At 36.5% G+C, this 19,664-nt stretch carries 21 protein-coding genes; 16 read left to right on the forward strand and 5 right to left on the reverse strand.

Annotated features, from left to right (window positions below; genetic code table 11):
• The first annotated feature begins 23 nt into the window (after positions 1–23).
• From AC4G3L_RS00320 to AC4G3L_RS00330, 3 genes are all read left to right on the forward strand, one after another.
• A complete protein-coding gene (locus tag AC4G3L_RS00320; protein WP_491074988.1) occupies positions 24–194 on the forward strand; it encodes a hypothetical protein in 171 nt (56 codons plus the stop codon).
• An 83-nt stretch (positions 195–277) separates the two neighbouring features.
• Positions 278–1,054 carry a tyrosine-type recombinase/integrase gene (locus AC4G3L_RS00325; protein WP_491076210.1) on the forward strand — a complete coding sequence of 259 codons (777 nt, stop codon included), beginning with the start codon at positions 278–280 and terminating at the stop codon, positions 1,052–1,054.
• A 94-nt stretch (positions 1,055–1,148) separates the two neighbouring features.
• Positions 1,149–1,358, forward strand: a complete 210-nt coding sequence (locus AC4G3L_RS00330; protein WP_491074989.1) for a hypothetical protein — start codon at positions 1,149–1,151, stop codon at positions 1,356–1,358.
• A gap of 214 nt (positions 1,359–1,572) precedes the next feature.
• On the opposite strand, the gene AC4G3L_RS00335 is transcribed toward AC4G3L_RS00330, so the two are convergent.
• Positions 1,573–1,737: a hypothetical protein gene (locus AC4G3L_RS00335; RefSeq protein WP_491074990.1), complete on the reverse strand. Its 165-nt coding sequence runs from the start codon at positions 1,735–1,737 to the stop codon at positions 1,573–1,575.
• A gap of 629 nt (positions 1,738–2,366) precedes the next feature.
• Here AC4G3L_RS00335 and AC4G3L_RS00340 point away from each other — a divergent pair.
• From AC4G3L_RS00340 to AC4G3L_RS00370, 7 genes are all read left to right on the forward strand, one after another.
• Positions 2,367–2,867, forward strand: a complete 501-nt coding sequence (locus AC4G3L_RS00340; RefSeq protein ID WP_491074991.1) for a GNAT family N-acetyltransferase — start codon at positions 2,367–2,369, stop codon at positions 2,865–2,867.
• Positions 2,868–3,037: 170 nt separating this feature from the next.
• Positions 3,038–4,042 (forward strand): serine hydrolase domain-containing protein, encoded by a 1,005-nt coding sequence (locus AC4G3L_RS00345; protein ID WP_491074992.1) that lies wholly within the window; start codon positions 3,038–3,040, stop codon positions 4,040–4,042.
• 18 nt (positions 4,043–4,060) lie between these two features.
• Positions 4,061–4,483 carry a hypothetical protein gene (locus tag AC4G3L_RS00350; RefSeq protein ID WP_491074993.1) on the forward strand — a complete coding sequence of 141 codons (423 nt, stop codon included), beginning with the start codon at positions 4,061–4,063 and terminating at the stop codon, positions 4,481–4,483.
• A 110-nt stretch (positions 4,484–4,593) separates the two neighbouring features.
• Positions 4,594–4,989 (forward strand): DUF3021 family protein, encoded by a 396-nt coding sequence (locus tag AC4G3L_RS00355; protein WP_491074994.1) that lies wholly within the window; start codon positions 4,594–4,596, stop codon positions 4,987–4,989.
• 175 nt (positions 4,990–5,164) lie between these two features.
• Positions 5,165–5,716 carry a ribonuclease FAU-1 family protein gene (locus AC4G3L_RS00360; RefSeq protein ID WP_491074995.1) on the forward strand — a complete coding sequence of 184 codons (552 nt, stop codon included), beginning with the start codon at positions 5,165–5,167 and terminating at the stop codon, positions 5,714–5,716.
• A gap of 182 nt (positions 5,717–5,898) precedes the next feature.
• Positions 5,899–6,753, forward strand: coding sequence for a DUF2785 domain-containing protein (locus AC4G3L_RS00365; protein WP_491074996.1), 855 nt, complete (start codon positions 5,899–5,901; stop codon positions 6,751–6,753).
• 187 nt (positions 6,754–6,940) lie between these two features.
• Positions 6,941–7,822 carry an NAD-dependent epimerase/dehydratase family protein gene (locus AC4G3L_RS00370; RefSeq protein WP_491074997.1) on the forward strand — a complete coding sequence of 294 codons (882 nt, stop codon included), beginning with the start codon at positions 6,941–6,943 and terminating at the stop codon, positions 7,820–7,822.
• A gap of 390 nt (positions 7,823–8,212) precedes the next feature.
• Here the strand turns inward: AC4G3L_RS00370 and AC4G3L_RS00375 are convergent, their stop codons facing one another.
• Together AC4G3L_RS00375 and AC4G3L_RS00380 are read right to left on the reverse strand one after the other, a co-directional pair.
• The gene (locus tag AC4G3L_RS00375) at positions 8,213–8,767 is read right to left on the reverse strand and encodes a CPBP family intramembrane glutamic endopeptidase (protein WP_491074998.1); all 555 of its coding nucleotides are present in this window, start codon (positions 8,765–8,767) and stop codon (positions 8,213–8,215) included.
• 456 nt (positions 8,768–9,223) lie between these two features.
• Complete coding sequence (locus AC4G3L_RS00380) at positions 9,224–9,403, reverse strand: hypothetical protein (protein WP_491074999.1); 180 nt, start codon at positions 9,401–9,403, stop codon at positions 9,224–9,226.
• A 312-nt stretch (positions 9,404–9,715) separates the two neighbouring features.
• On the opposite strand from AC4G3L_RS00380, the gene AC4G3L_RS00385 reads away from it, so the two are divergent.
• Positions 9,716–10,066, forward strand: coding sequence for a hypothetical protein (locus tag AC4G3L_RS00385; RefSeq protein WP_491075000.1), 351 nt, complete (start codon positions 9,716–9,718; stop codon positions 10,064–10,066).
• 766 nt (positions 10,067–10,832) lie between these two features.
• Here the strand turns inward: AC4G3L_RS00385 and AC4G3L_RS00390 are convergent.
• Both AC4G3L_RS00390 and AC4G3L_RS00395 read right to left on the reverse strand, forming a co-directional pair.
• Positions 10,833–11,285: a hypothetical protein gene (locus tag AC4G3L_RS00390; RefSeq protein ID WP_491075001.1), complete on the reverse strand. Its 453-nt coding sequence runs from the start codon at positions 11,283–11,285 to the stop codon at positions 10,833–10,835.
• Positions 11,286–11,552: 267 nt separating this feature from the next.
• Positions 11,553–13,280, reverse strand: a complete 1,728-nt coding sequence (locus AC4G3L_RS00395; protein ID WP_491075002.1) for an ABC transporter ATP-binding protein — start codon at positions 13,278–13,280, stop codon at positions 11,553–11,555.
• Positions 13,281–13,549: 269 nt separating this feature from the next.
• Here AC4G3L_RS00395 and AC4G3L_RS00400 point away from each other — a divergent pair, with 269 nt between their 5' ends.
• The 5 genes from AC4G3L_RS00400 (at position 13,550) to AC4G3L_RS00420 (ending at position 19,529) form a co-directional block, all read left to right on the forward strand.
• The gene (locus tag AC4G3L_RS00400; RefSeq protein WP_491076211.1) at positions 13,550–14,929 is read left to right on the forward strand and encodes an ABC transporter permease; all 1,380 of its coding nucleotides are present in this window, start codon (positions 13,550–13,552) and stop codon (positions 14,927–14,929) included.
• Between the two features lie 14 nt (positions 14,930–14,943).
• On the forward strand, positions 14,944–16,419 hold the full coding sequence (locus tag AC4G3L_RS00405) for an ABC transporter permease (RefSeq protein ID WP_491075003.1): 1,476 nt from the start codon (positions 14,944–14,946) through the stop codon (positions 16,417–16,419).
• Between the two features lie 52 nt (positions 16,420–16,471).
• The gene (locus tag AC4G3L_RS00410; RefSeq protein ID WP_491075004.1) at positions 16,472–18,280 is read left to right on the forward strand and encodes an ABC transporter substrate-binding protein; all 1,809 of its coding nucleotides are present in this window, start codon (positions 16,472–16,474) and stop codon (positions 18,278–18,280) included.
• Positions 18,281–18,559: 279 nt separating this feature from the next.
• Positions 18,560–18,859, forward strand: coding sequence for a hypothetical protein (locus AC4G3L_RS00415; RefSeq protein WP_491075005.1), 300 nt, complete (start codon positions 18,560–18,562; stop codon positions 18,857–18,859).
• Entirely contained in the window at positions 18,846–19,529 is a 684-nt protein-coding gene (locus AC4G3L_RS00420; RefSeq protein WP_491075006.1) for an alpha/beta hydrolase fold domain-containing protein, read from the forward strand. Before AC4G3L_RS00415 ends, AC4G3L_RS00420 begins: the two co-directional genes overlap by 14 nt.
• Positions 19,530–19,664: the final 135 nt, after the last annotated feature.

Below are 19,664 nucleotides of genomic sequence, written 5' to 3' on the forward strand. Positions count from 1 at the left end.
ATCTAATAATGGAGGTGGCTATATTGAATAAAGGAAGCCCAGGAATAGCTTTATTTGCAGGTCTATTTGTTGGAGTTGTGGTTTTTTTAGTAGAGTATTTAATTCCTAATACAAGCCTCATTACCAAAGCTATAATTGCTGGGTTATCCGCTTTGTTAAGCGGTTGGTTAGGAAGTAAGTTTTTCCGAAAATAAATCGTGAAGAATTGCACTTAAACTATCGGGGGCAACTATCTGAAGCGTGGAATTTATATAAAGCTGATAAAACAGATCCAAGGATATTAAACTCAGACTTTAAAGCATGTAGTGTTCAATTAAACTTGTTAATTCGGAATCTCGGTGATTTATCTCTTGATGAAATAACCACCGATTCATTTAAGCTTTACCTTGGGAATGTTGCTGATCAATTAAAAGCTGTTAGCTGGAGTCACAGGATATGTTTTATAAAGTCGCTGTTTAGGTGGGCCCAAGACGAAAATTTATTGAACGGTAATTCAGCGTCGAAAATTAAGGAACCAAAATCAGATATTCGAATACCGAAGTTTTTATCTGAAGTAGAAATCGAGCATTTAAGAGAAGCCTATCATACAACTTTAGAATATGCATTTATGTATTCAACCGGTTGTCGTATTGGCGAAGCAGTTACTTTGAATCGGCAATCAATTGATTTTTCTAATCAGTCCTTAATAGTCTTAGGTAAGGGAAATAAAGAAAGAGAAGTATACTTTAATACTAGTTGTGATATCTGGTTGAAGAGGTATCTGGAGGAGAGAACAGATGATCAAGAAGCGTTATTTGTAACCATTCGGTCTCCTCATCGGATGAGTATATCTCAAATGAGATATACCATAAAACAGATTTCGAAAAGATTCGGCATTATTAAAAGCATTCAACCCCATCAATTGAGACATAGTTATGCCACCACTTTATTGAATAATGGTGCACCACTAGAAGTTATTCAAAATTTGATGGGACACGAAAAGAGCGAAACGACTAAAATTTACGCTTATTTAAGCGGGACACTGCGGCGTGAGTTATATAAAAAATTTTTCTGATACGAACCAAGGAAGTTAAGGGGCAGGTTAGCGGTAGAAGGATATTAGAGCATTAATAAAGAATAGATAATTATTCAGGAGATGGAGAGATACGATGGATCTTAACAAACAAGATAAAAATCAGACGCTTAGAAAAGTGCAAGGCTTATATAGAAAACAGAAGAAAAATAATAGAGTTGAAGATAAAGATGATAAAATATGGGCTCTGTTTATGAAGATTTTATTCTGGGGTTTGTTTATCTATATCGTTGCTAGTGTATTATTCGATATGGGTATACAACTATTTCCATTCTTCGGGAGATGAAGTGTTTATTAGATAACGCAACAATTAGTTTCAGTTAGCTTGCACTCAGAAAAAATTAGTATATTAAACATATGGAACAGATTACTTATTTCAACTTGTCAGTATCGAATAAAACATCTATAAACACTTTGAGATACATCGCAAAGAAAAAAATACCGCCATTGACGGTATTTAATCTTCTAATATCAAAATTGGTAGTGGGAAAATAGGTAAATTAATCGGCACTATTATTTTTCCTGATTACATCACGAATTTCCATTAGATAAACATTTTTCTGTTTCATTAACTTTAAGATATTAATTGCAACATAAATAGCAAAAACGAGTAATCCTAAATTTATCAGAATAGGTATAATTCCCACAATAGTCAAAGCTCCCATAAATTACCCCTCCAAATTACATTCCTAAATATATATTAACATATTTTTACTTTTATAACAGTTATTACCTAATAAGGATTAGCCTTTTTGTGTTAATTTCTTATGGAAGTAAAGGGGCAGGTTAGTTGAAGAAGGTATTTATATTAATTATCCCGAATATATTCCCATAACCATAAAAAAGAGGGAGAGTTATAATGAAATATTTAATTATTGGTATTATATTATTTGCTCTTTTTGTATTAGTCTCATTTTTCGGTATCAACATATGGTCCTTGAGTTATTATGTAGAATGGGCTACGAAATTTATTCTCCCTTGGATAATCTTGTATTGGTTCATTAGATTGGTTAAAGGAATCGAAAATAAATAATGATGGTGTACTAAAGAATTAGGATTAATATTTAACCGGATGAAGAAAAGAATAACGAGGAGATACAAGAGAAGATGCTTAATTTAGCTCGTAAATATATCTTAGGGAACCATTTGTGAAAAATTCTAATTAAACAAACAGGGGAATTACTCCTATATCATGAGCTGTAATCAGCTCTTTTCTATTATTCTGCTAAAGGTTCAAGTTAGTGTAGCAAACATATTTATAATTTTGGATATTGTTTATTGGGGGGATTTCATAATGTTAATTAGAGGGATACAACCCGTGGATGCCGAAAAATTTATATGTCTAATTAAACAAGTTGAATCTGAAGCTAAGTTTATGCTTATGGAAGGAGGAGAAAGAAAAACCACTCCTAAACAACAACGTAAACAATTAGAACGCATCAAGCAGCAAAGTAATTCAACAATATTTGTTGCAGAACAAGAAGAGGGAGAACTTGTTGGCTATTTGATAGCCTTAGGCGGTAGCGTTAAGAGAACAAAGCACTCTGCATATCTTGTGGTTGGTATTTTAGAAAAATATAGAGCACGCGGTATAGGAACAAGTTTATTTCAAAGATTAGAAGAGTGGGCAAGAAACTCTAATATATCAAGATTAGAATTAACAGTTATTACTCAAAATGAGGCAGGTATTTCTTTATACAAGAAAAGTGGATTTGTGATAGAAGGTATAAAAAGGAAATCATTGCTAATCGATGATGAATTTTATAACGAGTATTTTATGTCTAAAATATTTTAATTTTAGTACTGAAATGACGGGGGCTTTACTTCGTTATCAAGGGCTGTGATTAGCTCTTTTTTGTTGTGCTGCGAAAAGGGCAGTTTAGCGGAAGAAGGATTACTAACAATCAGTAGAGAATAGTAAATAAGGTTTTCATACAAATGCGGAAGATCAAGGAGATGATTTATTTGGAGAAACTTGAAAACTTAATTACTTGGGTAGATGAAATAAAGAAAAAAAACGGAAGCAGTGCATCCTCATTATATATTCTAAAAGATAACGAAGTAATATTGGAACACTATGATGGTTATCATTCTAATTCTCCTGAATCAGCTCCAGTCACCCCAGCATCCCAATTCAACGTAGCTTCTGCAAGAAAGAGCTACCTTGGTTTAGTAGTTGCATATGCCCTTTATGAAGGGAAAATCAAAAGCCTTGATGACTACGCAATAAATTATTTCAGGGAAATGGATAAACAATTGCTAGGAAAAACAACAATACGGCATTTAGTCACTCACTCACACGGGTTACACGAAAAAGAGGATGGTACTATTTTTCGAGAGTTTGAACCAGGTCAAGGTTGGGCTTATAGAGGAATAAATGTGTTAATGATGACGAGGCTGGTAAATCGTCTATTTAATATGAGCTTTTCAGACCTCTTAGAAGAAAGGGTATTTTTACCTTTGGGTTTTAAGGAAACAGCCTGGCAAACGAAAGAAAATGAATCATTAGTTAAACAAATTGATGATCCAGATTCGGAAGGTTCATTCAATCTGGGGAATTATACTGATGGAATGGAGTCAAACTTACATACTTCTGCTCGGGAGTTTGCACAATGGGGGAATCTTCATTTAAACAAAGGGTTTGCACAGGGGAAACAAATTGTTCCAAGCGAAGTGATTGAAATTGCCACACAAGTACAAAGCCCTTTTTACAAAGATCATAAACTTCCTCAAAATGGTTTGTTTTGGTATGTACAAGGAATTCCAGCTGCCCATAGTGAGCTTGGTGATAGGGTTCCAGAAGGATCCTTTCAAATATTAGGGGTAACAGGTCCAACTGTCCTTATCATTCCCGAATACAGAGTGGTCGTTGCAAAGATGTATAACAAACGATATAACTATGGCGGAGATGACTACCTTTACTACCTCAGAGAATTTAGTAATATAGTTGCTGATACTTTTCGAAAGTAAGGAAAAGGAGGGAGTTAGTTGATTTATATCGCTAGGACTCAAAGAAAAACATTAGGGTATTTCCTGCTATTAATTGCAGTTTCAATAAATGACTATTCCAATTGGTTATTATACTTTCAAATAATATTTTCTTTAGTCATTCTTGGTTCATTATTTATAAAATTTATACTTGAGATAAATGAAGACTATTTGGAGTATCAAATATTGTTTTTTAACTTGCCTTTATATAAAACAAGTATATACCCTAATCAAACAAAACAGATTAAATTCAAACGAGTAAATTGGTATACCAAAGGTGCTATTATACACGTTAAAAAAGGATTCAACATTCGAATTGTAAATTTTTCTCCCAGTGGCGTATTTAAAGACTTAATTGATTTTGCTAATAAAAATGGCATTTCATATTCCAAAACTAAAGACTATCTTATTTTAGAAAAATAGCCTTATTTCACTAAAGGAGCAGGTTAGCAGAATAATAAATTTTCTGAAACTTCAAACAAGTATCTATCGTATATAATTAATAACAGGAAATACCAAGAAAGGGGGATTTTATGTTGCAATTACTTTTAAAGGGATTATATAGGGGGTTTATCTCATTTAGTATCTTACTAATGATTTCACTGTCGTATAAGTTGCAAGGGCAATCAGATGATTCGAGTGTTTATTTTTTTTATGGCCTTATAGCCTTTTTCCTTGGGTTGACAAGCGTCATATATCAAATTGAACAATGGAGTTTTTTAAAGCAAATTTTTGCTCATTATATGGCGATGCTGATTACTGTTTTTCCAACGTTGCTATTAAGTGGTTTTTATCCGTTAGATTCATTTAAAGATGTACTTGATGTGTATCTCCTATTTAATAAAGTGGGTATTATCTTATTTTTGACTTCATATTTTATTTCATATTTTTATTCACGTAAAAAAGCTAACAATAGCACATCAATATGATGGAGGTATACGACTGACAGTGGGCATTGATCTAATAAGGATTAATCCCTTTTGTGTTGAACCTCTTATGGAAGTAATGGGGCAGGGTTTGCGGAATTAGAACCGCCTTATTATAGTAATTTACTTTAGACTAAAAGTAATAAACAGGTGATTTTCTGTTGGATTGAGGATGGAAATGATAAAGAGAAAATATGCAAATCGTTCAAGATGGAAACGTGTCTTGGATAAAAAATATGCACAAGCGTTTCTTAATACCAAAGAATTTAAGGGCTATATAACTTTATTGCAACTAATGAAAGTTGCTGAACCATTATCCTTTCGATATGAGGAACAGAATATATGTATTGTTGATGATGGCTATATGTGGCTTCAACAATTCCCCTTAGAAAAAATGCATTCAGTAACAACAATGTTCGATAATAACGGAAATATAGTGCAATGGTATATTGATGTTTGCCTTGAAAATGGTGTAGAAAATGATATCCCCTATTGGAATGATTTATATTTAGATATCATTTTGTTGCCTTCTGGAGAAGTAATTCAAAAAGATGCTGACGAACTTGAAGAGGCTCTTTTAAATGGAATTATTGACAGGTCTCTTTACGAGTCGGCGTGGGATGAAGTACATACTCTAACTGAGTTAATTAATACTAGAAGCCTTGAATTGCTTGATTTATCTCATCTTCATAAAGAATTCTTAGTCAATGAATTAAAAAAGAAACGATAATGAGGAGAATAATGAAAAAGCACTGCTGATTATAGATGTTCAAAATGGGATGTTTCTAAAAGATAATGTTGTGTATAAAGAAGCGTGTCTTGATACCACTTGTAGAGGGGCTTTTAGTATGAAATATAAAGTCACTTTAGCTTCAGGTACACACAGTACGTGGGGAAAGGGGATTTAAATGTATGAATTTATCCTTTGGGAAAGTTTCTTATGGTGAAAGTGAACTAAAGTCTATTTTAACTGAGATTAAATATGAAAGATGTCACTGGGAAGAGTTAGATATGACTTTGATATTACAATCAATGTTACAGCATATTGGTTCAACAGATAGTGAACTCCGAGATCAGTTGATCTATACCTTCTTTTATAGATTAATTGTTGAGAACAATCAAATTGAAACTGCACTTTTAATTAAACTTTTAGATACTTGTATAAATGAATTAATGTTTAAAGGAATCGGTGAAAAGGAATCCGATACTGTATTCACAAGAGCGTTTACTACCCTTTTAATAGCATTGATACTGCACAGGGATAATCAAGCAAATTTTTTGTCCAAAGATTCTATTGATAACATTAAAGAAAAGCTAATTAAGTACATTGACCTTGAAGAGGATTTAAGAGGATATGTGAAAGGTAAGGGGTGGGCACATAGCATCGCACACGTAGCTGATACTTTTGAAGAGCTGGTGAAGAATCCAAAGCTAGATAGAGAATATTATCCAGAAATATTAAGAGTATTGTGGAGAAAAGTTCTTATATCCAGTAGTGTCTATGTTCACGATGAGGATGAAAGATTATTAATTCCCATTCTTGCAATGCTAGAAAGAGGATTGAATGGAAAAGAAATAGAACAATTACTCAAACACTTACCTAGTGAATTGAATACCCAAAAAGAACAGATTGAGAATGAAAAGTATTGGTTCTTAGTATTCAATATTAAAACATTTTTAAAAAGTTTTTACATTAAAATTAACGGTAATCCTAAACTACTATCACTTCAGAAAAAGGTTGAGCAGAGCCTAGCGAGAATCTGTTGAGCCATTTAAGAAGCCATCAGGCGCATTAATCAAAGAAGGATTAATGCCTGTTTGTGTTGATTTCTTATTGTAGAAACGGGGCAGGTTAGCGGAAGAAGGATTAGAACATATCGTAGACGAATAATGAATACAAAGAAATGAAATGGAATACAGTTTTGTGTCTGTAAGAGATAAGGGAGTGACTTGTTTGGGGAATTTAGATGCTAAAATTTTAATTACAGGGGTAACTGGGACATTAGGAGGTCGGGTAGCGAGAAAGTTTTTATTTGAAGGTACGGCAATAAAAGGGTTGACAAGAAACGAAAGCAACGTAAATTCAATTCCAGGATTAGAGGTACAAATCGTTCAAGGTGATTTGATAAATAGAAGCTCCCTTTATAAAGCATTAATAGATGTTGATATAGTGATACATTGTGCAGCCTATTTGGGAGATGACAATGAGGAAGCTGTAAACTCAAATGTTATTGGAGTTGAAAACATTGCAAGCATTTCATTAGAGTTAGGGATAAAGAAGTTTATTCACATTTCAACCTTGTCCGTTTATGGTGAACCTAAAGAGGGATTTTATAATGAGGCCAGCACAATCGTAGATAATCACGATGAGATCTACATCAAAACGAAGGTTCAATCTGAAAGGATACTAAATAAATACAAGGACAAGGGGCTCAATGTAATAATCCTTAGACCAGGTGCGATTTGTGCAGAAGAAAACTCTTATTGGGGAGACAGACAAATCATAAGGATGTTAGATGCTGAAAAAGTCAATTGGGTGCACCCTAACGACATTGTACCTTGGATTCACGGAGATAACTTAGCAGAAATGATACATTTGGTTTGTTCTAATGGAAAATCTGGAGACGTATATAATGCAATTGATGGGAATTTTCCAGAACAAAATTTTAGGTTAAAGTTGATAAGAGTGTTAGGAAAAGAATATCAAATTCCCAATCGTCAAGCGGAATGTGCCATCTACTCGAATGAAAAAATCAGGTCATTAGGTTACAAGCCAATCAGAACTTTTGAAGAAACAATCATCAATCTCAGTAATTTAGCAATTAGTAAATTATAAACATTGTGCTTATGCTAGGGAGCGTTATTGAATAAGGATTTATGTCCTTTCTATTATCTGGATGGCTCATATATTTATGTATTGGGCCTTGGATTGAAATATAAAGAGTCTATTAATAATACACATATACAAAAACTTTAATGGGTACATATTTGAGAACTATTGTAATTAAACAAACGGGGGGCATTGATCCAGGAAGGATTAGTGCTCCTTTCTGTTGACCTCCTTTTGGAAGTAATGGGCAGGTTAGTTCAATAAGGATTAATTGTATATTGCATTTAAATAAATCAATAAATGTTCTTAAAGCCAAGCATAAAAGAAGGAACCCTAGTGGTTCCAAATGAGATTTTATTAATTAAAACATCTGTATGTCATTACATTCATAGTAATTTAAATATAATTGAAATAGAATATAGAAAATAAATTCCATAAGATATGCGTTAGGATAGCAGGAATTAAAGAATTTGTAAGTCTGAATACTAAGCCGAATGCTATACCTAATATAAAACCAAACAGAGGGTATTCGGGATGGGCAAAACCAAATAAAACAGAAGAAATTAATAAGGTAATGAGGTAACCAGGAAGTTTATTTACCCAAAGTGAGAGGGGAGCTCTAAATAACAACTCTTCAAAGATGGGCATCAAAATAGTCATACTGATTAAAAATAGAACCAGCTCATAAGTATCTAACATTATTGTTCTTGAATATGAACTAGTGAGAAGATTATATGTTGCGGATAAGCTTCTATTGAAAATAAATAAATTTGAAATAAAAATGAATAATAAAGCCAATACAATAACTAAGTATGTATTTAATCTTTTTAATACGTCAAAATCCAACAATTTAATATAAAAAGCTCGAGTTTTTGGGTAGATAAATAATAAAATCACCGCTAAGATAAATACAATAGTTCTCCACGTTAAACTAATTTCTTGAATCTCCAATATGAAATCCTCCTGTTTAAGATATTGATATGAATTAATAATTCTATACAGATGATTGTAAATCCTCTATCAAGGGACATGAGAAGAGCGGAGTGACTAAAATTCACGTATTTTAAGTGGTACACTACGACGCGAGCTATATATAAAATTTTTCTGATACATACAAAGGCATTGATCCAAGGAGTATTAATGCCTTTTTGTGTTGTATTTTCTTATGGGAGTAAAGGGGCAGTTTAGTTGAATAAGATATTATAAAATAATGTTAAAAAAAGGGAAATAAAGAGGAGTCAACATGACTATAAAAAGACACCGAAGTGTCTTTTGTACTTTCAAATCAAGCTCACCGATAAACTGGAATTTTCTAAAGTTTATATAAAAGACGATGTGCTCTGAACTAAAGGTGTAAGGGAAAAAATGTTTTTCGAATCGGATATATTAGTTATTTCTACCAACTTTTTAGTTGAAATCTACACTTTCGTCAAACATAAGAACCCCATAATCGCTTTCTTCTGCTTCGACACCGCAATTGCTGCATTGGTACCAGTGTCCTATGGTCGGCACCATATAGCCTTCATCACATACTGGACATTTTTCGAGGAATTCCTCATCACCTGGTTCTAATTCGTGGAATGCCATTTTTTCTTCCTCCTTTGTAAAATAGCCATAGTAGGGCAAACTTGCAAGTGCAGCCCATCCTGATTAATAGCTTGAACTCGCACCCAGTTTACAAGTGAAAATTTAGATTACTCTATCTATTTACCTGTATAATATCATACGTTTGTGAACAAATGCACTTAAACAAACGGGAGCATTCCTCCAGTATCAAGGGCTCTGATCAGCTCTTTTTTGTTATGCAGCTTAATGGGCAGGTTAGTGGATGAAGGATTTTCTATAATTAGTAGAGAAAAGGAATAGAGAGTCTTAGGACTTTAAGGGGGAGTGAAAAAAATGGTACACAAAAATATAACTGGTATTATAGGTGGAATTTTGGTAGCGGCAAGTATAGTAGTCGGGGCTTTTTTAATCTCTGATTCTTCATCTGTTGCTACTTCAAGTAATGAAGAATATGTACCAATGGTGAAAAGTGTATTTACTATTGATGATCTAGCGGAATATTTATCTGTAAGCACAAAAGATATAGAAGAAATCATTGATGAAGATGATTTAGAGAAAGCATCTATTGAAGGGGGAGCTTTTGATACCTATGAATATATTCCATACCTGACTATTTCGGATGAAAAACGTTTTTTGAAAAGCGAAATAGACAAATGGCTAGAATATCATTCATTGAATAAATAATTATGAATCTTTATGGGATTCACTGGGCTATAAATGATTACATTACAGAATTAGTTATTATAAACCAATGACATATAAGGAGTTCTTTAAAATCAAATATCTGTTTTCTGAAAGTTGAAGATTGAAGTTGGCAAACTACTAACTTAACTCAATAAAAAATATAGAGTCATTTGCAAGGAGGACATGAGTATCATCGCTAAACTATAGGACGTTGGGTTAAGTGAAAAGAAGCATTGGTGTGAGTAAAGAAAAACAAACAAGCAACCAATGAAATCATGGTCATCGCTAAAAGGCTGTCGAGATAGTCTCGAGAGCCTTCTTTTTTATAATCACTAAATTTACGATTGGCTCCTCAATTGGAAGCAAGTCTACTCTCTTTATTTATAAATCGTTCATAGAAATAGTAATTTATTGGAATGGGATTGAGGTTAGAGAATTAAGAATATCAATAATCTTATTCTATCTTTAATAGTAGGACTTGTAATCTAAATCATTACTACTCCATTAACTTAGATTAATTTAAAAGCTTTGTCTTTTTAACAGAAATAGAATTTTGTGAAGAGTTGTACTTAAATTATTGGGGACTTTAGTTAAACAACGGAGACAGCAAAAAGGTGCCGCCCCCCAAAAGCTGTCTCTTTTTTTCGGCATTAGCAACAATCTTTCGATAAAAGCAAAAAGAAAAGAATAAATGTTGGCAATTAGAAGTATGACCAATAGCAATCCTGGATGCCTTTATTGATTAACTTTCTGCATAAATTAATAATTAGCAACTATAAGCTACTATATTAGATGTAGGGAAAGAGGCAAAAGTAAAAGACGGGAAAATGATTCCTGTCGTATTACCAAACGCACTTGCTGTTAAAACCCACATCAATACATATCGACCATTGTTTAAAAGCATAATGGTCCAGCGTCTATCACAGCCCACTCCAAAAGTTGTACCAGCCCAAGTACCTGATGTTAGAAGCTGCTGGCCTTCTGACGGGTTTTGTAGAAGATATTGATACATATTGATCGTAGCCTGTGAAGGTGGGGGTGTGCCCCCAGTGGTTGGTCCGCCTGTTCCTGGCATTCCTGTATTGCTATTCGGCCATCCTATTGAGGTTCCCGGCCATCCTGACATAGGATTACCTTGAAAACCACCACCCATAGGACCTCCTAAAGTAGGAAACGGTAGATTGTTAATTCCGGGAATTTGTCGATAATTATATTCCATTAATATACACTCCTAGTTATGTTTTATAGGCTAATGGCAGTATATTATTTGGTGTGATTAAGGGTGTGGGCATTTGTTGCTGAAATGGAAATATACAATTTTTGGTTCTATTGACTAGTAAAAGCAAAGATTTGCTTTCGTTCTTCTTTTTTTAATAAGACCTAGTATATAAATTGAGCATTTTGTGAGAAGGAAAAATTAAAAAAGATTCAATGGAAAGAAGCATTCAGGATTCTGAATGCTTCTTTAAGTTTCAAGCTAATGTGATCAAGGATGAATGGCTGCCCAATGACCGGCTGACACTTCCACCAATTTTGTGTTCTCTACATCATACTCTTTTCTCTCTGGTTGGATGGATCCATCTTTACTTTTTTGTGCCTCAATCTTAGGGTCTGGGATAGGGATTGAGGCCAGTAACGATTTCGTGTATTCATGCTGAGGATTAGAATACAACGCTTCGCTTTCGGCCAACTCTACTATTCTACCTTTATACATAACGGCGACCCGGTCGCTAATATGTTTGACCATAGATAGATCATGGGCAATGAACAGGTAGGTGAGTCCGAGTCGCTGTTGCAAATCTTCCATCAGTTTGACGATTTGTGCCTGAATAGACACATCAAGGGCGGATAATGGTTCGTCGCACACGATGAAGGCAGGGTCGACGGCGATTGCCCTGGCGATACCGATTCGTTGTCTTTGGCCCCCGGAGAATTCATGCGGATACCTCATTGCGAATGAAGGCTCGAGCCCAACCATATCAAGCAATGCTTCAACCCGTTTTTTGCGGTCTGGTCTACTATTGGCGATTCGATGGACATCCAATGCCTCTCCAATAATATCCAATATCCGCATCCTTGGATTGAGAGAAGCATAAGGATCTTGGAAGATCATTTGCATATGCCGGCGCATAATGAGCATTTCTTTAGGGGAAAAGCTGTTGAGCGACATTCCTTTGAAAAGGATATCTCCTCCGGTTGGGGTATGTAATTGAAGGATTGAGCGTCCAGCTGTAGATTTACCGCTTCCTGATTCGCCAACTACTCCTAATGTTTCCCCGGCTTTGATGCTGAAGGAGATATCATCAACTGCTTTTATCGTCGTTCCTTTACCAATATCGAAATATTGCTTAAGGTGGCGTACTTCCAACAACGGGGTATCGTCGGTATTTATAATCAGCTGTGATACTGGTTTCGGTTTCTTTTTTTCATTTAGTTTCGGAAGTGCATGAAGTAACTTCTTAGTATACGGGTGAGAGGGGGAGGAGAAGATTTCCTCTGTCGTACCGGTCTCGACAATCACTCCTTTTCGCATGACGGCAACTCGGTCGCACATTCCGGCCACTACCCCCAAGTCATGTGTGATTAAGATGATTGCTGTTCCGAATTTCTCTTGCATCTTCTTCATAAGATGAAGTATTTGCGCTTGAATTGTGACATCCAGTGCTGTCGTCGGTTCATCTGCAATCAGCAAAGACGGTCGGCATGCCAATGCGATGGCAATCATCACACGCTGCCTCATCCCGCCGGAAAATTCATGCGGATATTGTTCGTAGCGAATTTCGCTTTCCCTGATGCCGACCAATTCTAACATATCGAGCGCCTGCTCCCTCGCTTGCTTATCCGATAGTTTTTCATGCTTTTTTAACCCTTCTGCAATCTGATTTCCGATTTTCATGGTCGGATTCAAAGAGGTCATCGGATCCTGAAAAATCATTCCGATCTCGCGTCCCCGGATGGCCTCCATTTCTTTCTCGGAGTAATATCCGATGTCTTTTCCTTCAAAAAGAATGGTTCCATTCTTACGTCTGGCACTCACAGGCAACAATTGCATGATCGAACGTGCGGTGACGCTTTTGCCGCTTCCAGATTCTCCGACAATCCCTAATGTTTCTCCTTTATTAAGCGAAAAGCTGATATTCTGCACAGCTTGAATTTCCTGTTCTTCCTGTTCAAAAGACACTGATAAATGCTGCACTTGCAATAATGAATTCATCAAATGACACCTGCCAAATCATCATATTGGTCCAAAAATGACCTATTGTATATATTTACTTATATTGTTGACTTTTACCAATTGTTAAAATAAAATATACTATACCACTCGGAAAAGTGCAATTATTCTTGAGTCTTATGTTTATACAAATGGTTATATGTATTCAGCGCAACGCTGAGAGGATGATAGGGGGGATATCATTGGTTAATGAGCGGAAGTGGAAGGGGAATCGCTCTTTTGTACAGAGAGTTGATTATCTATTCAGAAAAATGTTGAAGAACCCTTCATATAAAATCTTCCTTTTGATATTGGGGGCTCCGCTCTTTTTGATTGTCATGCTGTATTATCTGTTCAAAAGGAACAGGGATGGATATGCAAAAGCGGAAGCAAAGCTAAAGGATTCACTCATCGAGTCTGGACATCTTGATGCCTTTAAGAAGGAATATGAGGACCAGTTAACAAGAAAGCGAGATTTCTTTGGCAAGCAAGTAGGCGATGAGGAAATTGAGAGGGAAGCAACACAGCTTGCCGAACATCAATTAGATGCTTATATTACTGAGTTAATGATGGAATCGGCCAGCAGTGAAACAGGGAAAGGTAAAATGCAATTAGAGGATGCATTTTCTATATTGCTCGAAAAAAAATGGTTCTTGCTCTTTTCGTTCATTGCCGGTTTTTTAATGTACATATTGTTGTTTCTGTACAGTAATCCATATGTGAAATACGTGATGGAGCGTTTAATCATGACAATTTTTGTCGTTGTTGGTGTAAGTGTGCTTGTATTCACAATCCTGTATATTTCACCGTTCAATCCTGCCGCTAACATCTTGGGGGAAACAGCAACGAAAGAGCAGATTGCCGCGTTCAATACCTTACATGGACTGGATCAGCCCTATTTCACTCAATTATGGAACACAATCATCGGTATTTTCACATTTGATCTTGGCAGTTCGTTCGCCGGAAATGAGAATGTCATATCTACTATTATGCGTAAGTTTCCGATTACCTTGACGATTGCCGTCTTTTCTTTATTACTTGCGGTGGTGGTTGCATTACCAACAGGAATTATTTCGGCTATCAGAAGGAACTCGATCTTTGATCATTCTTTCATGTTAATCGCATTACTGGGCTTATCGATTCCGAGTTTCTGGCAAGGACTGATCTTCATTTTGGGCTTCTCGGTCCATTTGGAGTGGCTGCCAGCAACGTATCATGCAAATAACATGCTGTCGTTGATCATGCCAGTCGTAGTACTTGGGACAGGGCTGACAGCTGCAGTCGCCAGGATGACAAGGTCATCGACACTAGAAGTCATCCATGAAGATTATATGTTGACAGCCAGAGCCAAAGGGCTTAGCGGAAGAAGGGTGGTTATGAGGCATGCTGTGCCAAATGCACTCATCCCAATCATCACAGTGATAGGGCTGCAATTCGGTGGAATGCTCGGTGGGGCCGCTGTCACGGAAAAAGTGTTCAATATTAGCGGACTTGGTAGCTATATTGTCGATAAACAATTTATACCGGATGTGCCGGCTGTGATGGGAGCTGTTATCTATACGGCCATCATCATTTCAGTCGTTAATATGATTATTGATATTCTGTATGCATTCTTTGACCCTCGAATTCGGCATAAGATGAAACAATACTAAAGCAGGTGTATGAAATGAATAGTTTAAAAGCTTCACAGGAATATAGACAGGCAAAGTTCGCCTTAAATGCATCATTAATTCTAACAGCCATTTTTCTGCTTAATGTATATGATTTCAAAAGCATGGATAGTAGGGAGTTCTTTTTATGGATGTTCGGGCTTTATGCTTTCTTCACTGGCTTACAGGGCATTTTACTATGGCGAATGAAAAAGGACTTACTGGAAAAAGGGAATATTTCGACCTTTACCAGAAGGTTGGGGTTTATACAACTGGCGAGTTTATTCAGCGGGAATGTCTTCTTGGCAGCATCCGCATTGGTTTTGATTAAAAATAAGAAAAATCTCTATTACTCTCTTGGAATTTATATGTTGTTAACGGATTGTTTTGTGATCGGTGTTTCTGCCTTGAATTTGTTCAAACCATATGTGTCGAATAGCTTTATAGCAGGAATGGGCGTCCTGATTGCAATTACGCTATTCCAATTCGTGGCTGTTTTGTTTCTCATGAGAGGGAGCTTGAACAAGAAGACATCTACCGCTATCGCTATTTTTTTTCTCTTGAGCGCTCTTACCGGGAATCTATTTTCATTGGTGCTTGGGATTACAATATTGCTGAAGGTCAAGAATCAGCGATACGGTGTCAAGACACAGTGGGAATCGATATGGGAAAGATTGACGAAGCATTTCGCAGCGATGCTAAGTTTGTTGTTCATTACCTTTCTGTTTATGATTTCGGTGTGCAGTATTTTTACATTCGAAAAGAGTCTTGCGATTGAAAATGACTATGGGGCAATCTTACAGTCTCCGAGTCTCGTTTATCCGTTTGGTACGGATAATTTCGGTAGAGATGTTTTCTCTAGGCTTGTATTCGGTGCAAGAATATCACTCATTGTAGGTTTCTTAGCGACCCTTATTCCTGTACTGATTGGAGGATTCCTTGGAGCAGTCTCAGGCTACTATGGCAGACATACGGATAATATCATCATGAGGCTTCTCGATATTCTATACGCCATTCCAGGAATTTTGCTTGCCATCACCATTATCGCAGCCTTCGGGGCGAATACCGTCAATCTGATTATTGCCTTGAGCGTTGGAGCCATACCCACATATGCAAGAACGATGAGAGCCAATGTGCTGCAGGTGTCAAATTATGAATTCGTGGAAGCTTCTAGGGCTCTTGGGGTAAAGGATCGTGCTATTATCTTCAAGCATATTATCCCTAACTCCATGGCGCCTATGATTGTTAAGTCCACTTTGACCATCGGGGCGGCTGTCATTTCAACCAGCAGCTTGAGTTATCTCGGACTTGGGGTTGAACCGCATATACCAGAGTGGGGAAATATTTTACGGATTGGAAGTGCCTACTTGGAATCAAATCCTTACCTTGCTATCTATCCGGGAGTGGCAATCGTTTTGCTAGTGTTATCTTTCAATTTCCTTGGGGACGGCTTGAGGGATGCGCTTGACCCTAAGCTTGATCGATCATCATGATTGTGGGGAGAAAGAAGATTTATCAAAAAAGAATTATTTTGGGGGGATTATTTTGAGGAAAAATGGATTTATGACGTTATTGCTTTTGTTCGTATTGGTTCTCAGTGCTTGCACCGTCAAAACTAAAGATGATGTAAGTAATAAAGTAAATGATGGTGAAAAGAAGGAAGCAGTCGAAATCGAAATATTGAGTACGAGCGCCAATGAGTCAGATGTGAATATCCTTCGCGATCAACTTACGAAAAATGGATTTAAGGTCAAATTGAATCTTCAACCGGATTTTGGCAGCTTTAAAGCACAGGAAGATGCAGGCAATTTCGATGTATCGATGTCCAGTTGGACCACGGTCACGGGAAATCCGGATTATGCGGTGCGATCGCTGTTCATAACAGGAGGGGATTATAGTATCCTATCAGATTCGAAGTTGGACAAATTGATCAATCAAGCATCTACCCAAACGCCAGAAGAATATAAAGAAACCTATAAAAAGTTGGAAGAACATCTTGTGTTTGAAAAGGCCTATATCGCACCTTTATATATATCCAACAAAAATCAGGCAGTCAATACAGGAGTATTAAAGGAAAAATCCGTACGTTTGTCGAAGTCGCGGGCCTTGGCATGGGAGTCGATTGATTTTGCCGATACTTCCAAGCGTGATAAGGAGCCTTTGAAATTGACACAGTCGATGTCTACGTTAACTTCTCTTGATCCAATCAAAGGAAATGACGGTTCCATCAACCAATTGAATACGAATATGTATATACGTTTGGTGAATTTGACTGACGATGATAAAATCACCTCCGATGCATCCTTATCGTTAAATCATGCCATTGCGGAAGGAAATACGGACTATTATTTTGTCCTCAGAAACGACATTCGATTTGCTAAAGTAGAAAATAAAAAGGCAGTTGATTCAGGTGAAAGAGTTGGGGCAGAGGATGTTATCTTCACCTTGAACCGTGCTAAAGATAAAGATTCTGTGCCGGATCACAGAACATACAGCTTGCATGAGCATATCAAAAAAGTTGAAATCGTTGAAGACGTGGCAAGCCTTGATTCAGTTAAACTTTCCAATGGGGAAGGCACTGTAAAGGATGCGCTTAATGTAAATCTGGAAAGTGAAATAGCAGAACTAGTCAAAGCTAAAGAGGATGCCGATCAAAAAAGCGGCAAGTATCAAGTCGTTAAAGTGACAACAACAGAGCCATTCCCACAAGTGCTGAACTACCTGGCTCACCAATCAGCAGGTATCGTATCAAAGAAACAAGTTGAAAGCATCAACACTTATGATGTAGCTTCTTTCGACGTCAAGAAAGATATTCCTTATGGAGATCAAAATACGGTAACCGAAGGTAGTCAATATGATAACCATTTATATACGAGCGGACCGTATATCATGCTATACAAAAATGACTATGAAGCAGTATTCCAAAAGAACCCTGCATATATGAAAGGGACAAATCAAGAACCATATATCAACAAGGTGTCCGTCCGATTCATCAAAGAACCTGATAGCGCATTTAGTGCACTACGCAGCGGTGAAATCGATATGCTATCCGGTGTACCGGAAACAAAGTTTGATATTCTTAAAGAAGACAGCAAGATGAAATTACAAAGCACTCAGAGCAATGCTGTTTCTTACTTGTTATTCAACACGAAGAATCGAGATGTTGCAAAAAGTGAGAACTTAAGGAAAGCGGTTCTGTATTCCGTTAACCAGGATGAGTTCATTCAATTCTATAAAGGCGATAAGGCAAAGGCTGTTTCAACTGTCAGCCCGCTTGTTGATACTGGCAATGAATTGACCGCTGATACTGAAAAAGTGCAAGAAGCTTTGGAAGCATATTTCTCTGAGAAGTAAATGGAAACCAAAAAGAATCCCAGGTGGATTCTTTTTTTTTGATCCTTTATGTTGAACTTCCTATGATAGGAAGGTGCAATTTAGCGAAGCAGGAGCTTTACTAGATTATATAGAAATATATAACTCAAGCAAGAGGAGAAAGGAGAGGAGTAAACTTAGACTATTTACTAAAAGGAACGTACTTTTTATCACACGCCAAAATCGAATTCACACAGTCAATTTTACACTGAAAATCATGAAGATTTAAGAAAATGGGAAATATCAAACAAGGAGGAAATTATGCAAGCAGAAAAAAAGCGTAGTGAACATTTAATTGATCCAGAGGTAAGAGGCATTTTGGACGAAATGGGCAGCATGAGCATGTCACAGGAATCGTATTTGATGATTCGTGAGCAAATGGCTACGACAAGCAATAGTGATATTACGGAAAAGTATGACGTTGAGCTAGAGGAAATATATGTGGATAATCTATTTGATGAATCAAAAGTAAGACTAATTGTCATCAAACCTAAAAATACAACTGCCGAAAAGCATCCGTTACTTTACTCTATTCATGGAGGTTGGTATGGTCATAGGTAATGCCGAAATGGACAATGAATTCCACGCGTTTTTAGCGCATAATTATAATTTTATCGGTGTATCCGTCGACTATCGATTAGCTCCTGAACATACTCAACCTGTACAGCTGCACGACTGTTACTCTGGTATGAAATGGTGTATCGACAATGCAGTAGAGTTAAATATCGATACAGATAAAATCGCATTGTCAGGTGTTAGTGCCGGAGCTGGACTTGCTGGTGGCTTAGCGCTTTATATTAGAGATCAAAAGGAATTTGATATCCATCACCTAAGACTGTTAATTCCTATGTTAGACGACAGGACTGCATCGAAGGAGACTACTCCATATAATGGTGAATTTGCTTGGACAAATGAAAGTAACTATTTCGGTTGGAAATCTGTATTAAATCAAGAACCAGGCTCTGAAGGCATTTCTCCATACTATTCGCCTGCTCGTGCCGAATCGTTAGTCGGATTACCAAGCACATATTTATGTGTAGGAGCAATAGAATTATTTACAGAAGAAACATTAGATTTTTCAAAGCGCTTAATTCGTGAAGGTGTACCAACAGAATTACATGTCTATCCTGGCTATCACCACTTAGCAGTTGGTGTACCAGAAGCCTATCATAGCAAGCGTGAAAGTGAGAACAATCTTAATGCACTACTCCGTGCTTTAAAAGTAAAATAGTAAACCTGAAATAAAAACACCTTTTCAATACACACGACCAAAGACCATTTATCCAGATTTCATTGGGACAGATGGTCTTTTTTTGCATATGAGGTTTGGATATTTTCGCCCTAGAATGTGATCATTGGATATCAT

This window comes from Bacillus sp. z33 (assembly GCF_058313615.1).